Below are 15,056 nucleotides of genomic sequence, written 5' to 3'. Positions count from 1 at the left end.
TACCGCGGCTGCTGGCACGTAGTTAGCCGGGGCTTCTTAGTCAGGTACCGTCACTTTCTTCCCTGCTGATAGAGCTTTACATACCGAAATACTTCTTCACTCACGCGGCGTCGCTGCATCAGGGTTTCCCCCATTGTGCAATATTCCCCACTGCTGCCTCCCGTAGGAGTTTGGGCCGTGTCTCAGTCCCAATGTGGCCGTTCACCCTCTCAGGCCGGCTACTGATCGTCGCTTTGGTGGGCCGTTACCCCGCCAACTGGCTAATCAGACGCGGGTCCATCTCACACCACCGGAGTTTTTCACACTGTTCCATGCGGAACCGTGCGCTTATGCGGTATTAGCAGCTATTTCTAACTGTTATCCCCCAGTGTGAGGCAGGTTACCCACGCGTTACTCACCCGTCCGCCACTAAGCTGTTTTAAATCCATCCGAAAACTTCATCAAAGCAGCTCCGTTCGACTTGCATGTGTTAGGCACGCCGCCAGCGTTCATCCTGAGCCAGGATCAAACTCTCATGTTTAAGTTTGTCCGGTCAAAATCAGTCTGGCTAATTTTACCGTTCTACTGTTGTTTTAGGTTTTTGTTCTCTGAAATTTCTCTCAGAACTTTTTGTTCTGTTTGGAATTTTCAGGGTTGCATTACTGTTTATTTGTCAAGGTGCTGTTCTTCTTATTGGAAGTATTTCCAGAAGAACTTTCGTTCCTGTCGTTCAGACAGCTTATTGAGTCTATCATAAGCAGTTCTGTTTGTCAAGAACTTTTTTCATTTTGTTTTCAGGTTTCTTTCAAAACCCGGTTGCTTATCACTCACAGCAACAGCTCATTAGTTTATCAGAACTTTCAGCTCGTGTCAAGCATTTTTTATTTTTTGAATTTCTTTTCAGAAATCCGTGTTGCTTTCGATTGCCGCAACAGTCATAAAGTATATCAGGACTGTTTGTCGATGTCAAGCACTTTTTGAACTTTTTTAGAAGTCCATGTCACATATCTCAGTGACGAATGATATATTATCACAGTTGCAGACAAACGTCAACACTTTTTTAACCAACAGTTCCTTCGTAGCTCTATGAGCAAAAGCAACGGTGGCGCAGCCACCGCGGGAAGCACCGCAGGCGTGGTTCATGACAATAGAAGGTTCGCGGAGCGTGCATTCTATTGTATTGCGAATGGCGCGTGGAACTGTACCGTCCTCCATTCTGCCTACTTTTTTACTTTTTCTCCCACACCTTCGGCTGATAACGCATATCGGACACCGTATACACCGTGATGAACGCCTTCGGATCCTCCCGATTGATAAAATTCATCAGCTTCTGGTATTCGCTTTTATCCACGATTGTGATGATTTCATTATGCTTTTCCAGATTATACGCGCCAATTGCCTCGTAAACCGTTGCTCCACTATGCAGCTCTTCTATGATAAAGCGGCGCAGCTGTTCTTCTTTTTTCGTAATAATGCAGACACGGCGTTTGATATTGTTGTCAAAAATAAAATGATCCAAAATGATTCCGTTAAAATAGGTGCCCAGAATACTCAGCACCACCGTCTTTTTATCGTATACGAGTGCCGCAGAAAGCGCTACGCACATGCCGGATAAGGACATCGCCTTTCCCAGATCCATATGGAGATACTTATTCATGATCTTCGCCACAATATCCAGTCCGCCGGACGATGCATTTCGGTTAAACAGGATGCTTAATCCAATGCTGACGACCAGAATATAGCAAAGCACATCCAGCTCCTGGCTGTCAGTCAGGGAAGTAAAATCAGGAAACAGAAGTTCAAACATCCCCAGAAACAACGGCAGCATAATGCTCGTATAGACTGTCTTTGCCCCAAATTCCTTTCCACAGGTAAGAAAGCCGATCACCAATAAAACCACATTCAGGATCATCGTAATCGCGGACAGCGGAAGCGGTATAAAATTAGATACTACGATGCCAAGGCCGGAAATACTGCTGACCGACGCATGGCTCGGCACCAGGAAAAAATAGACTGCCGCCGCAATAATTGCTACTGCGGCGGTCAGAATCCCTATTTCTTTTATCATTCCTGCAAAATTCCATCTTTTTTGCATACTTCAACTCATTCCTGTTCGTCAAGTTTTTCCAGTACAAAATCTATTGCTTCCAGATATCCGTTTAATCCATGTCCGTAAATCTGCTTATCGCAGACAGGAGCTGTCACAGATACTTTTCGGAAATCTTCTCGTTCCATAATATTGGAAATATGGATTTCTACCTTTGGTACGGTAATACTTGCCAGTGCGTCGCGGATGGCATAGCTGTAGTGCGTATAAGCGCCGGGATTGATGATAATGCCCTCTGTCTTATCAAAATACGCTTCCTGGATTTTATCAATAATCGCACCCTCGTGATTGCTCTGGAACACGCTGATTGCAGCATGACAGTCCAGTCCCTTCTGTGCGATCATATTTAACAGATCATTATAATCCTGCGTGCCATAAATTCCTTTTTCGCGGATGCCAAGGAAGTTTAAGTTGGGACCGTTGATGACCAAAAGCTTGCGCAGAGACTTTTTCTTTTCTTTTTCTGTCGCCGCACGGGAAAACTGCTGTCTGTAAAAGAGCTGACCGCCCTCTGCCTGCTGCCCATAAGAGGACTGCCCATAGGGCTGAGATCCATAGGACTGAGCCTTTTCTTCTGTCGAACAGGTGTTTGTCAGTGTCTGTAAATCCCCTTCAGTGTGTCCATCATACGAAGAACGTCCGCCGGATAAAAAGCGGCTGCCGGCTGCAGACTGTCCGTAAGAGCCAAATGTGCCGTAGGAAGGTTTTCCGTAGGGCGCCCTTGTACCATAACCAAAGCGCTGACCAAGCGGATACCTCTGGGAATATTTTCCTTTATAACCGCCCTCCTCCGACGCTGTGTTTGCATTGTCCCGGTAGGACGGACGAATCCCGCGCTCGATTTCATATAACACCTGTCCAAAAGGCTTATCGTCCACATCAATAATCAAATCCGCAGCTTCTTCATACGCGCTGCTTCTTTTTTCAAGAAGTCCCTGGATCTTTGTCTTTAAATCCTCGTCGCCGCCCTGCAGCAGAGGTCTGTTGGTATCTTTTTTGAGCCGTTCATATAAGGTTTCCGCTTTTGCACGCAGATAGACTACCTTTCCGATCTCTTTCATCAGGGTACGGTTTTCTTCCCGCACCGGAGTTCCGCCGCCGACGGAAATTACCTGATTCTTCGCTGTTTCCTTCAATTCCTGAAGCGTCTGTGTCTCCATCTGCCGGAACGCTTCTTCTCCGTCCTGTTCAAAAATTTCCCGAATCGATTTTCCCTGTTTCTTTTCAATCAGACGATCCGTATCCGTCATCTGTCTCTTGAGCCGATACGAAAGCTTTACTGCCACACTGCTCTTTCCGCATCCCATAAAACCGATCAATACAACATTTCCCACTGCCTGTTTCCTCACTTTCCACTTAATTCCTGTTCCATTCTCTGATAAATTCTGTCCGCTGTCTCTTTGGAAACTGCTACGTCATTCCACAATTCAAACGCTTCCACACCCTGATACAAAAGCATCTTCAGGCCATTATACGCCTCTTTGCCATTTTCTTTTACCAGACGCATAAATTTCGTCTCCGCCGGCCGATAAATCAGGTCATAGCCGGTGCCCACCTTTTCATAAAAAGCGCTGTCCTCCACTGCCGCCTTTTCGCTGTCCGGAAATAATCCCACACTGGTCGCCTGAATCGCCAGATAGTCTCTTCCATCGAGTCTTCCAGCCTCTGCAATTGTTCTGGCATGGATCGCCTGATAGCCGGTTTTCTCTTTCACTTCTTCTGCAACACTACACGCCTTATCGACACTGCGGTTTAAAATAGTGACCCGTTCCGCGCCCTTCTGTGCGCACAAAAACGCAATTGCCCTGCCAACTCCGCCTGCGCCGAGTATCACGACATCACGGTCTTTGATTTCAACCTTATCCTCCTGCATCGCACGGTATAAGCCGCTCATATCCGTGTTGTAGCCGCGGTATCCGCCCTCTGTGCGGACGAGCGTATTAACAGATTCCACATCTGCCGCCAGCTTATCTGCGCTCACCAAATAAGGAATTACCGCCATCTTGTACGGCACTGTGACGTTTAAGCCCAGCACGTTTAACGCATACGCACCTTTGACTGCTGTACCCAGCCCCTCCTTTTCCACCAGAAAGGGCAGGTATGCCATATCGCAGCCGCATGCCGCTGCCAGCGTATTGTGGATCATCGGGGAAAGTGTATGCTCCACCGGGTTCCCGATCAGACCGCACAGTCTCGTCCTGCCTCCGATCTCTACTGCTCCTACTGTATCCTTTTCGTCCATCCTGTTTCAGTTCCTTTACTGCATTTCTTTCCGGCCTTTCTGCCGATAATAAAAGTGTAGCACAATTTTTTCCAGCTGTCTTTTAAAAATGATCTGGATTTCCTCTTTGGGATGGATCGGTTTGACCAAAATACTGCGGATTCCGCTTCTTTTTGCGCCCCAGACGTCCGTAAAAAGCTGATCGCCGATAAAAAGAGTCGTTTCTTTTGTCGTCCCCATCCGGCGCATCGCCTCTTCATAGCCTTTTACCGACGGCTTATCCGCCTTGAAAATATAGTCTGCATACTTTACATCCTCTGCGAAGCTTTTTACGCGCGGTTCCTTATTGTTCGACAAAAGCACCGCCGAAAAGCCGATGGTATGCAGCCTTTCAAACAGCGCTTTTGCACGGTCGTCCGCCGGCGCGCCATGCGGCACCAGCGTATTGTCCACGTCATAAATCAGTCCGCGGTATCCTTTTCGGTACAGCGCCTCGTAATCGATTCCATAGGAGGTATCCGCCGTTTCATCCGGATAAAAAATTTCCAACATGCCCATTTATGCTTCATCCTCCCCGATTCCTGCCGCCTCCAGCAGTTCTTTTGTGTATTCGTGCTGCGGGGAAAAATAAACGGTATCCACATCACCGCTTTCGACAATTGTGCCGTCCTTCATAATCATAACCCTGTCGCAGAGCTGATAAACAACGCGCATATCGTGGGAAATAAATAAAATCGACAGTCCCATTTCCTCCTTCAGCTGCTCCAAAAGCTCCAGAATTTGTGCCTGAATCGTCACGTCCAGTGCAGAAACCGCCTCATCCGCCACCAAAAGTCCGGGATTTGTCATCAACGCTTCCCCGATGCAGACTCTCTGTCTCTGCCCACCGGAAAGCTGATTCGGGTAACGGTCTGCAATTTTTTCATCCAGACCGACTTTTTTTAACATTTCGAGTACCTTCTGCCTCCGTTCTTTTCCAGGAAGCTTTCTCTGAATTCGAAGCGGTTCTTCCATAATCCAGCCGATTTTCTTCGCCGGATTCAGGGAGCCATACGGATCCTGAAACACCATCTGCGGACGATTGCCGGACACGATCACCGTCCCGGAGTCCGGCTTTAACAGCCCCAGAATTACCTTCGCGAGCGTGCTTTTTCCACAGCCGGATTCACCCACAAGCCCCAGCACTTCGCCTTTCTCCATCGTAAAGGACAGATCCTTTAACACTTCGTTGCGTTTTCTCTTTTCAAACAGGCTGTGCCGTTCCGAAAAAAAGCCGATTTTCAGATGCTCTGCCTTTAAAATCACGTCAGCCATGTGCTTCCTCCGTTTTTGCGCTACGTCCGGAATTCTTTTTGACACAGCGAGGAATTGCTGCAATCAGCTTCTGCGTATATTCCTGCTGCGGGTTCTCAAAAATATCCTCCATCGCTCCCTGTTCCACAATTCTGCCGTCTTTCATGACGATCACGCGGCTGCAGAGTCTGCGCACCAGGCTCAAATCATGGGAAATAAACAAAATGGCAGTTCCTTTTTTCTGGTTGATCCGCTTTAACAGCTTCACAATCTGCGCCTGAACCGTTACATCCAGCGCGGTCGTCGGTTCATCCGCAATCAGAAGCTTCGGCTCACAGATCATCGCAGCCGCGATCATGACGCGCTGTCTCTGTCCACCGGAAATCTGGTGCGGGTACGACTGATAAATCCGCTCCGGGTCTTCCAATTCCACCTGCTTTAACAGCGTCAGCGCCCGTTGCTTTCTCTCCTGCGCAGATAGCTCCGGATGATGGATGCGAAGCGGTTCTTCCACCTGCCAGCCAATGCGGTAAACCGGGTTTAACGATGTCATCGGCTCCTGAAAAACGACGGAAATATCGTTTCCCTGAAGCTCTCTTAAAAAGCTTCGTTCGCAGTGCAGCAGATCGGTTCCCTCGAATAAAATTTCTCCCGTTTTTTTCATATCATGGCGGGACAAAAGTCCGGCGATCGCCAGTGCGGTCATGGATTTTCCGGAACCGGATTCCCCTACCAGTCCGACGATCTCCCCTGCGTCCATATGGAGGCTGACCTGATGCACAACCGTTTCGGGCACCAGGTGATCATGAAATTCGATATTCAAATCCTTAACGTCAAGCATCGCCTTACTCCTTTTCCCGATCCTTTAATCCTTCTCCGAGCAGAGAAAATCCCAGCACCAGCATAATCAGAAAAATTCCCGGAAACAACGCAAAGCCCGGGGCAGAAAACAGATAGGTCTGTGCTTCCGACAGCATTCTTCCAAGACTGGACTGCGGCGGCTGCACGCCGATGCCCAGATAGCTCATCCCTGCTTCCGCCAGCACGGCATTGTTAAAGCCGATCATGATTGCAGACAAAAGCACCGGTACGGTATTGGGCAGGATATGGACAAACATAATTCGCAGATCCCCCGCTCCCGCCAGCTTCGCGCTTCTGACATAATCCATATTTTTACAGCGGATAAACTCGCCGCGGACAATTCTCGCAAAGCTCGGGATAAATGCAATGCCCAGCGCAATAATCACGTTCCATGTGCCGCCGCCAAGAAGGGTTACGAACACAAGCGCCAGCAGGATGCTTGGAAATGCAAACAGCACATCGTTGATGCGCATCAAAACTTCATCCAAAATTCCACCGAAATATCCGGTAAACGCCCCGATGATAACACCAAATACCGTGCCGATCGCTACTGTGCCAAGCGCCACGCAAAACGTCGTGCCGCCGCCTTTTAATACTCTGCTGAAAATGTCCCGTCCGAAATTGTCGCAGCCCATCAGATGCGAAAAAGAGACGCCGGATAGCTTTGCTGCGTTATCCATCGTCTCAGGATTATAGGGTGTCCAGAAAAAACCTACCAGAATCAGCGTCAGCATGATTCCGGTAAGCCAGAGTCCAACTGTCAGATTTTTGTTCATTTTCTTTTTCATAATCGCCTAATCAATCCAATGTAATTCTGGGGTCCATCTTCTGATACAGAAGATCCACCAGGAAATTTGTAAAAATAACGATAAATGCGATAAATACAATGATCGCCTGTACTACAGGATAGTCCCGGTTGGAAATTGAAGTCAGCAAAATCCTGCCCAGTCCGGGGATATTAAACACCTGTTCGATAACAATACTTCCCGCGACCATATCCGCAAGCGCCATGCCCAGGAATGTAATAACCGGGATGATCGCATTGCGCAGCACATGCTGGTACAGCACTCCTTTGGTATTATTCCCTCTGCTGTATGCCGTGCGGACATAATCCAGCTTCATCTCAGACAGCACGGATGTGCGCAGCAGTTTGATTGCCATCGCCGCTTTCGGCAGCGCAATCGCAACTGAAGGGAAGATCAGGTATCCCAGAAACCCTGCGACGCTCGTCGTATAGGACACATACCCGCCCGGTGTAAACAGATGCAGCACAAGACCGAACAGAAGCGTGATCAGGATGCCCGAAAAAAACGGCGGAATCGCCATGATCACCTGATCGACGATCAGGACGATACGATCCACCTTTCCACCCGCGTGATGCGCGCAGAACAGACCGACCGGAATCGAAACTGCCACCATAATCAGAAAGGACATCGCCGTAAGTGTCAGCGTGACCGGAATCTTTTCGGCGATCATGCTGCGCACCGACATCTGATACTTGTAGGAGGTTCCGAAATCTCCCTGTATAAAATTGACCGCCCAGCTGCCAAAGCGCACCAAGAGCGGTTCATTTAATCCCATCTGTTCCCGCAGCGCCGCCAGTTTTTCAGGGGTCGCCTGCGTGCCCAGCATCGCTGTGGCCGGATCTCCCGGTATTACGGCAAACGCCGCAAATACCAGGAAAGATACCACCAGCATAGTCATCACAAAACCAGCCAGTTTTTTTGCCAAATACTTCATGAATTTTTACTCCGTCTGTTCGTCAACGATATACAGCTTTGCAAAATCCTGTACATACAGCGGGTAGAACTCGTAACCGCCGTACTTTTTGTTCAGGGCTACAAAGGAAGGCAGATCCTGAATATATACGTTTGCCGCATCCTCTGCCAGAATCTTTTCACATTCCTTGTAATATTCGGTCTTTTCGTCATCGTCCGCGCTCGCTACGGCCGCTTCGTATGCTTCGTCATAGGCAGGATCATTAAAGTTAATGAAGTTATTGGAAGCAGTACTATCGAATCTGGACAGCAGCGCTGCTGCAGTCAGACTGGATGCGTCTACACCAACTACGGTCGCTTCGTAATTGCGGTCGGAATAAACGTCAGACAGCCAGCTCTCCCATTCGATCAGCTGGATATTGGCGGTTACGCCGATCTCCTTTAACTGTTCTACAATCACCTGCGCGGTATCGATATGCTGCTGATAGTTGGAAGGAACGGTCAGCGTAAAGGAAAATCCGTCCGGATAGCCAGCCTCTGTCAACAGCTCCTTTGCCTTTTCGATATTGGTCGCATACAGATCATTTAACTCTTCCATATAATATTTGCCGAACGACGGGAACATGCTGCTGCCGATCTGCGTTCCCTTGCCGTCGGAAATCATGTCCATAATGCCCTGCGGATCTACCGCATAGCAAAGTGCCTGGCGAACCCGTACATCGTTAAAGGGCTCTTTTGCATTGTTTAAATACATCGCCTGCACAAGGTTCATCGTACCTTCCAGCACATCGAAATCATCGGACAGCTGATCTGCCTGTGCCTGGGAAATTCTCGCAAACATATCAACCGAACCGCCGTTTAAGCTGGTCACAATCGTGTCCGCATTCGCGATTACCTGAAGCTTTACGGTATCGATGTTTGCCGGTGTACCCCAGTATTCATCGAATTTCTCTAAGATCACATTTTCCTGAGGGGACCGGGATACATATTTGTACGGTCCGGTTCCGATCGGATTGCTCTCCGGATCCTCGTTGGCTGCCGGAATGATCGCTGCGGTCAGGTAAGGGAGGAAGTCGGTATTTCCTTCTTTTAATACGATCTCAACGGTTTTCTCATCAATGATATTCACGCTGTCAATCGCCAAAAAGGCCGATACCAACGGGTCACCGTTACTGGTATCGGCACATCTGTCAATAGAATATTTTACATCTTCCGCCGTAACAGTTGTGCCGTCATGAAATTTTACCCCATCGCGAAGCGTGAAGGTATACACTTTTCCATCTTCCGAAATGGTATGGCTCTCTGCTACAGCATCGTTTAAATTTCCTTCGCTGTCAGGCTTTACAAGACCTTCGAATACATTGAACAATACCTCTTTGGTTCCCGCCGCCACTGCTTTGTGAGGGTCAAGACTGTCCACATCCTGAGGAATTCCAATGGTAATCTGAGAAGATTCCTTTCCCGCCTTATCACCCGAGCACGCGCCCAGTGCAATAGTCAGTGCTGCGCACACCAAAGTCAAAAGAACTTTTTTTCCTGCTTTTGTCTTCATGTGTTTCTCCTTTTTGATTTGATCTTTATTCAGTTGTACTTTTCGGTTGCGGCAGCTGTCCGCATCAAAAAGCCGGGTCGGGATACACCAACGCGTTTTTCATCGGGAAACGCATTCCCGTGTGACAAAAAACAGAGTGACGTTTTTCCCAACGCCCCACTTATTGTATACATGAGTGAATCAAATTGCAAGATTTATTTTTTCTTTTTTTCGACGGCCTTGCGCAGTTCATCAAAAAAGGTATTTACGTCTTTAAATTCGCGGTAAACAGAAGCAAACCGCACATAGGCAACCGCATCCAGATCCTTCATCTTGTTCATGACCAGCTCCCCGATCACGCTGCTTGGGATCTCCTTTTCTTCTCTGGAAAAAATATCTGTCTCCACTTCGTCGATCAGCCCTGTGATCTCGTTAGCGCTGACCGGACGCTTATGACAGGCACGCAGCACGCCGGCTTCGATCTTGGAACGGTCGTAGGGCTCCCGGTTGTTATCTTTTTTGATGACAATCAGAGGGATCGTCTCTACCTTTTCATAGGTCGTAAAACGTTTGCCGCACACATCGCATACCCGGCGGCGGCGAATCGCGTTATTATCATCGGATGGACGGGAATCAATTACTCTCGTATTGTCCCGACCGCAAAAAGGGCATTTCATCTTTCTGCTCCTGTCTGCCCGAACAGAAAAAATCCGGGCCGTTTCCATTCATTTCTCACACAGAAACTGCTATAGTTTCAGCACTTTCTACTATGAGTAAATTATAATGAAAACAGCCCGAGCTGTCAATCATTCCCTGATTTTGCAGACTTTTTCACGCCTGCCTTTTTTAGAAAGAATCCAACCTGCAGGAAGTTATTGTTTCTGTCCATATTCCGTCGGATAAACCGAACCGAATTTCCGGAAATTGCCCGGAGTCAGTCCCGTCGCCTCTTTAAAGCAGCTGTGAAAATAATTTTCATCCGTATAGGACAGCCGCTCTGCGATTTCCTGAATCGACATACCGGAATAGAGCAGATAGCGCTTTGCCGCTTCGATTTTCTGTTCTCGCAGATACTGATACGGCGTGATCTGATAGCGGTTCCGGAACTGGTTGATCAAATGGTTTCTGGAATAATGCAGGCTTTCACACAGCTGCTCTAACTTGACATTTTCCTCCACATGCAGATCGATCCATTCCTTAATCTGCTCCGGAAGCGTGCGGGTATGGCTGCTGCCCTGGTTATGAAGCTTCTGGAGGATCTCCAGCACTGCGACTGCCGTCTCGTCCGCCATTTTATCGTAATCCCCATCGAACTGCTCCAGGCGCTGCAGGAGTGCTTCCATCTGCCCGGAGATATCGCAGTTGTGCATCAGGTATACGGTTCGGTCCAGATAAGCAGAAAACATTGCTTCCGCCATCAGTCCGTTAAAGCAGATCCAGATCTTCGTCCACGGTTCCTCCTCATCCGACCAATAGCAGTGTGGGATGCCTCTTTTTAAAAAATAGACATCCCCCGCCCGCGGCTCCAGGCGTTGTCCGTCGATCACCAGCATCCCTTTTCCGCTGTAAATATATTCAAATGAATACAGATTTTCCGGCTTTCTCTCGATCCGATATGTCCCATCACAATAGGATACTCCTGCTAACAGGACGTTAAATGGCCGGTCTTTTTTTTCATAATTCCAAAAGCTGCAAATTTTTTCTGTCATGTCTTCCTGTCGTTCCTTTGTCACTTCTATACGGCGGAATGTCTGCATGCGGGCGATTCTGTTCTTCCTAACACTGGAATGCCCGAAGGGCGTGCATTCCAGTGTTGGAAATCAGTCCAACAGATCTGCTTCTGCCAGCTGTTTTGTCTGTTCGTCATAATGAAGCGTTTTGATCTCGAATCCTTTTAAAGATACCGGGCAGGCAACACCTGCAAACGGCAGTTCTACAACTGCTGTGGTATCTTTACCGGTGCTCTCATAAAGACGAAGCGTATATCCTTCCCCGTTTTCTGCCTTTTTCCATGCAGAGACCAGAACATTTGCCTGATCGACCAAAATTGCGGGCGATTTCTTTTCTCCGGCTCCGGATGCATTGAATGCGAGCACATAAGGCTCTTCATTATAAGCCTGTGCAGTGCGATCCACGTTGTCCAAAAGATCTGTCTTTCCTGCTTCAAAGCGGAATGCAAACTTACGTTCTCCCTGTTCCATCCGAACGGTGTGGCGAACCTCATGCAGCGTCTTTTTCTCATCGAAATCCGCTGCAGAATAGCCCGCAGAGTGCAGCAGCGTCAGTCCGATCACGCCGTCTTCGATGCTGCTTCCGTAGCTGCCGCAGTTGACTGCCGTAAACGCCTTTTCTCCGTCCGTCCACGCGTTCCAGCGCTGTGCGACAACTTCCTGACCGTCCTGCGCCAGAGCTTCCCTGCCGAACATTACCTGTCCGTAATAGGTTCCCTGCTCCATTGCAGACGGAATCATCCATTTCAAAACCGTATCGTTTTCGTTCCAGTATACGCCGATTTCCACATCCATATGCGTATCGTTCTTCGGCAGAATATAACGCTGATACAGCTTGCTGTTATGCCAGCCAAACAGTGCTTCCACAACCGTACGCACCTTGCCGTCCTCGATCACGCGCACAGAGGGCTCGATCTGCTCGTATAATCCGGAGAATTCGCTTCCCTCGTGGTCTGTCAGCAGTGTAAATGCCCTGCGCGCTCCGGGCTCATTTTTCCAGAGTCCCCAGGAATTATAAGTGCCGTCGATCGCTACCGGGCAAAAGCTGCCAGGCTTTAAGTATTCGGTATCCCCGACCTTCCAGGAATCCACCAGACCAGTTCTGGGGTTGATCTCTATACGCATTTTTCCGTTGTCAAAAACAAAGTTTTCTTTTCTGGAAATCCGTTCAAAGGTCGGACGCTTTTCAATGGCATCAAACCAGACATCCACCCGATTCATCGCACACGGTTTTAAGGTTGCTTCCACGACAACTTTCTTACGCCAGTCGATGCAGAAATGACTGCATTCCATCTCCGACTGGGTCGGCACTTCTTCGCCGTTTACAGATGCTCTCGGATGATAAAAGCAAGGATCCCAGTTCTGTTTGGGCAGTCCGACTTCAAACGCAAACTGTCCGGTAATCGGATACGGATGTGGGTTGTATAAAAATGCGCAGGAGCTTCCTTCTTTGATCGGCGCCTCGCCTGCGGTCAGCGCAATCGCGCTTCTGCAGTTGACGCGGGACATCAGCTCCAGTCCGTGATCCAGCAGGCGCAGCGTATCTTCTTCTACCTGCTGTGTGCCGGAGCCGGGCAGCGCATCATGAAACTCTGAGAACAACAATGCGCGAACTGCTTCGTGAATCTCTTCCTTCGGATATTTCGTGCCGTATAACAGCTCTGCCTGCGTCGCCATCTTTTCGCCGACTAAAATCTCATTTTCCAGCAGGTGGTGCTTCTGTTTTACCCGAACCTGGGACGTATAGCATCCCTCTGCAACCGGATTCAGGCTCTTTTCCACAACCGGATAGGATGTTCCTGCCGCTTTTCTCTCTTTAAAGTAAGACTCCGGATCAGAGTGGATAATTTCCAGCTCCTCCGCACGCTCTTTGATCAGCTTTGTCACATCGGTCAAATCCACTCTGGAGGGTCCGCCGCCGTGGTCGCCAACGCCCCAGAGATACAAGGACACCGGTTCGTCCTTCGTATCTTCCAGGAACTGTTCCAGTTCTTTTCCGACATGCCCGTAAACGGAGTTATAATTTTCATCGGAACGATGCACCAAAACCTCCGACCCTGCCAGACCTTTCCACAGATAATCCTGTTCCTTGAACGGAAACTGTGCCTTCGCCGGACGGCAGACCACATAAGTATCATATCCTGCCTGATTCAGAATCTGAACCAAACCTACAGAATGACCAAAAGAGTCAAAATTAATTGCCGTCGTCGGGCGAACGCCAAACTCTTTTTCAAAAAACCGGTGTCCTTCCGATATATTGCGGATAATGGACTCGCCGTTTGGCATATTGCAGTCGGGCTGTAAATACCAGCCGCCCATGATATGCCATTTTCCCTCTTTGACCTTCCGCTGAATGCGCGCAAACAGTTCCGGCTCATTTTCCTTTACCCATTCGTATAAAATCGCTTCGTTGTGGTTGAACACAAAGTCCGGGAATTCCTCCGTAAAGGCTTCTGCCGTGCGGAATGTGGAAAGCGCTTCCGTGCAGCCTTCCTGCCAGCGCCAGAGCCATACAGGGTCGAGGTGTGCGTTACAGATTAAGTGTACCCGTTTCATAAGTCCCTCCCGTTTCTTACGAAATACTGTTATTTTTGATACGGCAGACACGCAAACTGCTGTGCTACCGCCGCGCTGCAGCCCCATGCGCAGCGCGGGAACTCATTGGTCGGGAACTCCCATGCCGTCCACATCAGGTTCTGCGTGTTACGGTGCATCCATGCGCTGTCCGCATTTTTCTCCATCCATGCAAAATATTTGGTCTGGTTCTCTTCATAAACAAGCTTGCTGAGCCATCTTGCCAGAATCCCCTTAAATCCGGGCATGTCGTCTCCGTCCGCTTCATTGTTCATGATGCCGTTTTTATACATGTATTCCATCGTATAATCCGCTGCCATAACCGCATTGTTTAAATACTTTTCACCGCCGGTGAGCTGATGTAAAAATACGCTTGCGCCGATAAAGGTTCCCTGGTTGTAGGTCGAGCACCACGCATTTAAGCCCTTTTCCAGGTTATAACAGTCATACACCGCGCCGTCGTCGCCAAAAAGCTTCTTCACTTCCCAGTCATAAATCGCAATCGCACGATCCAGATAGCTCTGATTTTGGGTAATCTGATATAACAGGCTCGCTGCAATCACGGCAGGGCCGTTGATACAGGCGTTTTTCGTCGTATTTTCGATTCTCCAGAACAGGCCTCCGCCCAGATCATCGCTCCATGCGCGGTCATAAACCAGATTGAAATGCTTCTCTGCCTGCTGCAGATAAATCTCTTCGTGAAATGCCTGATAGGCTCTCGCACAGGCAATCGTCATCCACATGATATCATCATTAAACGGATTGTTCGACCAGTCTTCTCCAAACTCTTTGACAAATCCGCGGTACATTTTACCCATCAGTTCCTGATAATAAGGATCTTTGGTCTTATCCCAGGCATCCATGACAACTTCCATGATCTCCGCCCTCGGCCAGTAAAACTCGCCGGTAATCATGCCGGTTCCATCCTCATCATCCCGGAAATATCTTGCAATAAAGCTCTTCATCGCCTTATCTGCAATCTGCATTCTGCTGTTTGTATCCATTTTGTCTCATCCTCCGCTGTGTAGTCCATTCCCGCCCG

General features: G+C 48.8%; 13 protein-coding genes, 1 rRNA gene and 1 pseudogene. All 15 read right to left on the bottom strand.

The window, feature by feature from the left end; translation table 11 throughout:
* A 16S ribosomal RNA gene (locus ACLTOQ_RS03455) occupies nucleotides 1-520 on the bottom strand; the annotation flags it as partial.
* 687 nt (nucleotides 521-1,207) lie between these two features.
* Nucleotides 1,208-2,074: a YitT family protein gene (locus ACLTOQ_RS03450; protein WP_021914593.1), complete on the bottom strand. Its 867-nt coding sequence runs from the start codon at nucleotides 2,072-2,074 to the stop codon at nucleotides 1,208-1,210.
* An 8-nt stretch (nucleotides 2,075-2,082) separates the two neighbouring features.
* On the bottom strand, nucleotides 2,083-2,529 hold the full coding sequence (gene aroQ / locus ACLTOQ_RS03445) for a type II 3-dehydroquinate dehydratase (RefSeq protein WP_117963041.1): 447 nt from the start codon (nucleotides 2,527-2,529) through the stop codon (nucleotides 2,083-2,085).
* A 408-nt stretch (nucleotides 2,530-2,937) separates the two neighbouring features.
* Nucleotides 2,938-3,420: pseudogene (locus ACLTOQ_RS03440) on the bottom strand (shikimate kinase); the annotation flags it as partial.
* Nucleotides 3,421-3,431: 11 nt separating this feature from the next.
* The gene (aroE, locus tag ACLTOQ_RS03435) at nucleotides 3,432-4,328 is read right to left on the bottom strand and encodes a shikimate dehydrogenase family protein (RefSeq protein WP_412318748.1); all 897 of its coding nucleotides are present in this window, start codon (nucleotides 4,326-4,328) and stop codon (nucleotides 3,432-3,434) included.
* Between the two features lie 15 nt (nucleotides 4,329-4,343).
* On the bottom strand, nucleotides 4,344-4,859 hold the full coding sequence (locus ACLTOQ_RS03430; protein WP_349174294.1) for a YqeG family HAD IIIA-type phosphatase: 516 nt from the start codon (nucleotides 4,857-4,859) through the stop codon (nucleotides 4,344-4,346).
* 6 nt (nucleotides 4,860-4,865) lie between these two features.
* Complete coding sequence (locus ACLTOQ_RS03425; RefSeq protein WP_117963019.1) at nucleotides 4,866-5,621, bottom strand: ABC transporter ATP-binding protein; 756 nt, start codon at nucleotides 5,619-5,621, stop codon at nucleotides 4,866-4,868.
* Nucleotides 5,614-6,441, bottom strand: coding sequence for an ATP-binding cassette domain-containing protein (locus ACLTOQ_RS03420; RefSeq protein ID WP_337598715.1), 828 nt, complete (start codon nucleotides 6,439-6,441; stop codon nucleotides 5,614-5,616). The genes ACLTOQ_RS03425 and ACLTOQ_RS03420 overlap by 8 nt, the downstream gene beginning before the upstream one ends.
* A gap of 4 nt (nucleotides 6,442-6,445) precedes the next feature.
* Nucleotides 6,446-7,249, bottom strand: a complete 804-nt coding sequence (locus tag ACLTOQ_RS03415) for an ABC transporter permease (protein ID WP_337598714.1) — start codon at nucleotides 7,247-7,249, stop codon at nucleotides 6,446-6,448.
* Nucleotides 7,250-7,259: 10 nt separating this feature from the next.
* A complete protein-coding gene (locus ACLTOQ_RS03410; RefSeq protein ID WP_118762656.1) occupies nucleotides 7,260-8,201 on the bottom strand; it encodes an ABC transporter permease in 942 nt (313 codons plus the stop codon).
* A 6-nt stretch (nucleotides 8,202-8,207) separates the two neighbouring features.
* A complete protein-coding gene (locus ACLTOQ_RS03405) occupies nucleotides 8,208-9,731 on the bottom strand; it encodes an ABC transporter substrate-binding protein (RefSeq protein WP_412318747.1) in 1,524 nt (507 codons plus the stop codon).
* A 194-nt stretch (nucleotides 9,732-9,925) separates the two neighbouring features.
* Nucleotides 9,926-10,387, bottom strand: a complete 462-nt coding sequence (gene nrdR / locus ACLTOQ_RS03400; protein ID WP_117963045.1) for a transcriptional regulator NrdR — start codon at nucleotides 10,385-10,387, stop codon at nucleotides 9,926-9,928.
* A gap of 195 nt (nucleotides 10,388-10,582) precedes the next feature.
* Nucleotides 10,583-11,419, bottom strand: coding sequence for a helix-turn-helix domain-containing protein (locus tag ACLTOQ_RS03395; protein ID WP_308727866.1), 837 nt, complete (start codon nucleotides 11,417-11,419; stop codon nucleotides 10,583-10,585).
* Nucleotides 11,420-11,530: 111 nt separating this feature from the next.
* Nucleotides 11,531-13,996, bottom strand: a complete 2,466-nt coding sequence (locus ACLTOQ_RS03390; protein ID WP_412318746.1) for a glycoside hydrolase family 38 C-terminal domain-containing protein — start codon at nucleotides 13,994-13,996, stop codon at nucleotides 11,531-11,533.
* 29 nt (nucleotides 13,997-14,025) lie between these two features.
* Nucleotides 14,026-15,018: a glycoside hydrolase family 76 protein gene (locus ACLTOQ_RS03385; RefSeq protein ID WP_412318745.1), complete on the bottom strand. Its 993-nt coding sequence runs from the start codon at nucleotides 15,016-15,018 to the stop codon at nucleotides 14,026-14,028.
* Between the last annotated feature and the right edge of the window lie 38 nt (nucleotides 15,019-15,056).

Origin of the sequence: Gallintestinimicrobium sp. (genome assembly GCF_046968865.1) — a bacterium.
Classification (GTDB): Bacteria; Bacillota; Clostridia; order Lachnospirales; family Lachnospiraceae; genus Gallintestinimicrobium; species Gallintestinimicrobium propionicum.
Note: the sequence above shows the minus strand (reverse complement) of the source record. Positions and strands in the feature narration are given on the sequence as shown.

What these genes read in the sequence shown, in the direction of transcription:
- aroE (WP_412318748.1), bottom strand. Translation starts at nt 4,328, where the DNA reads ATGGACGAAAAGGATACAGTAGGAGCAGTAGAGATCGGAGGCAGGACG.
- ACLTOQ_RS03395 (WP_308727866.1), bottom strand. Translation starts at nt 11,419, where the DNA reads ATGACAGAAAAAATTTGCAGCTTTTGGAATTATGAAAAAAAAGACCGG.
- ACLTOQ_RS03385 (WP_412318745.1), bottom strand. Translation starts at nt 15,018, where the DNA reads ATGGATACAAACAGCAGAATGCAGATTGCAGATAAGGCGATGAAGAGC.
- ACLTOQ_RS03450 (WP_021914593.1), bottom strand. Translation starts at nt 2,074, where the DNA reads ATGCAAAAAAGATGGAATTTTGCAGGAATGATAAAAGAAATAGGGATT.
- ACLTOQ_RS03415 (WP_337598714.1), bottom strand. Translation starts at nt 7,249, where the DNA reads ATGAAAAAGAAAATGAACAAAAATCTGACAGTTGGACTCTGGCTTACC.
- ACLTOQ_RS03430 (WP_349174294.1), bottom strand. Translation starts at nt 4,859, where the DNA reads ATGTTGGAAATTTTTTATCCGGATGAAACGGCGGATACCTCCTATGGA.
- ACLTOQ_RS03425 (WP_117963019.1), bottom strand. Translation starts at nt 5,621, where the DNA reads ATGGCTGACGTGATTTTAAAGGCAGAGCATCTGAAAATCGGCTTTTTT.
- nrdR (WP_117963045.1), bottom strand. Translation starts at nt 10,387, where the DNA reads ATGAAATGCCCTTTTTGCGGTCGGGACAATACGAGAGTAATTGATTCC.
- ACLTOQ_RS03390 (WP_412318746.1), bottom strand. Translation starts at nt 13,996, where the DNA reads ATGAAACGGGTACACTTAATCTGTAACGCACACCTCGACCCTGTATGG.
- ACLTOQ_RS03410 (WP_118762656.1), bottom strand. Translation starts at nt 8,201, where the DNA reads ATGAAGTATTTGGCAAAAAAACTGGCTGGTTTTGTGATGACTATGCTG.
- ACLTOQ_RS03420 (WP_337598715.1), bottom strand. Translation starts at nt 6,441, where the DNA reads ATGCTTGACGTTAAGGATTTGAATATCGAATTTCATGATCACCTGGTG.
- ACLTOQ_RS03405 (WP_412318747.1), bottom strand. Translation starts at nt 9,731, where the DNA reads ATGAAGACAAAAGCAGGAAAAAAAGTTCTTTTGACTTTGGTGTGCGCA.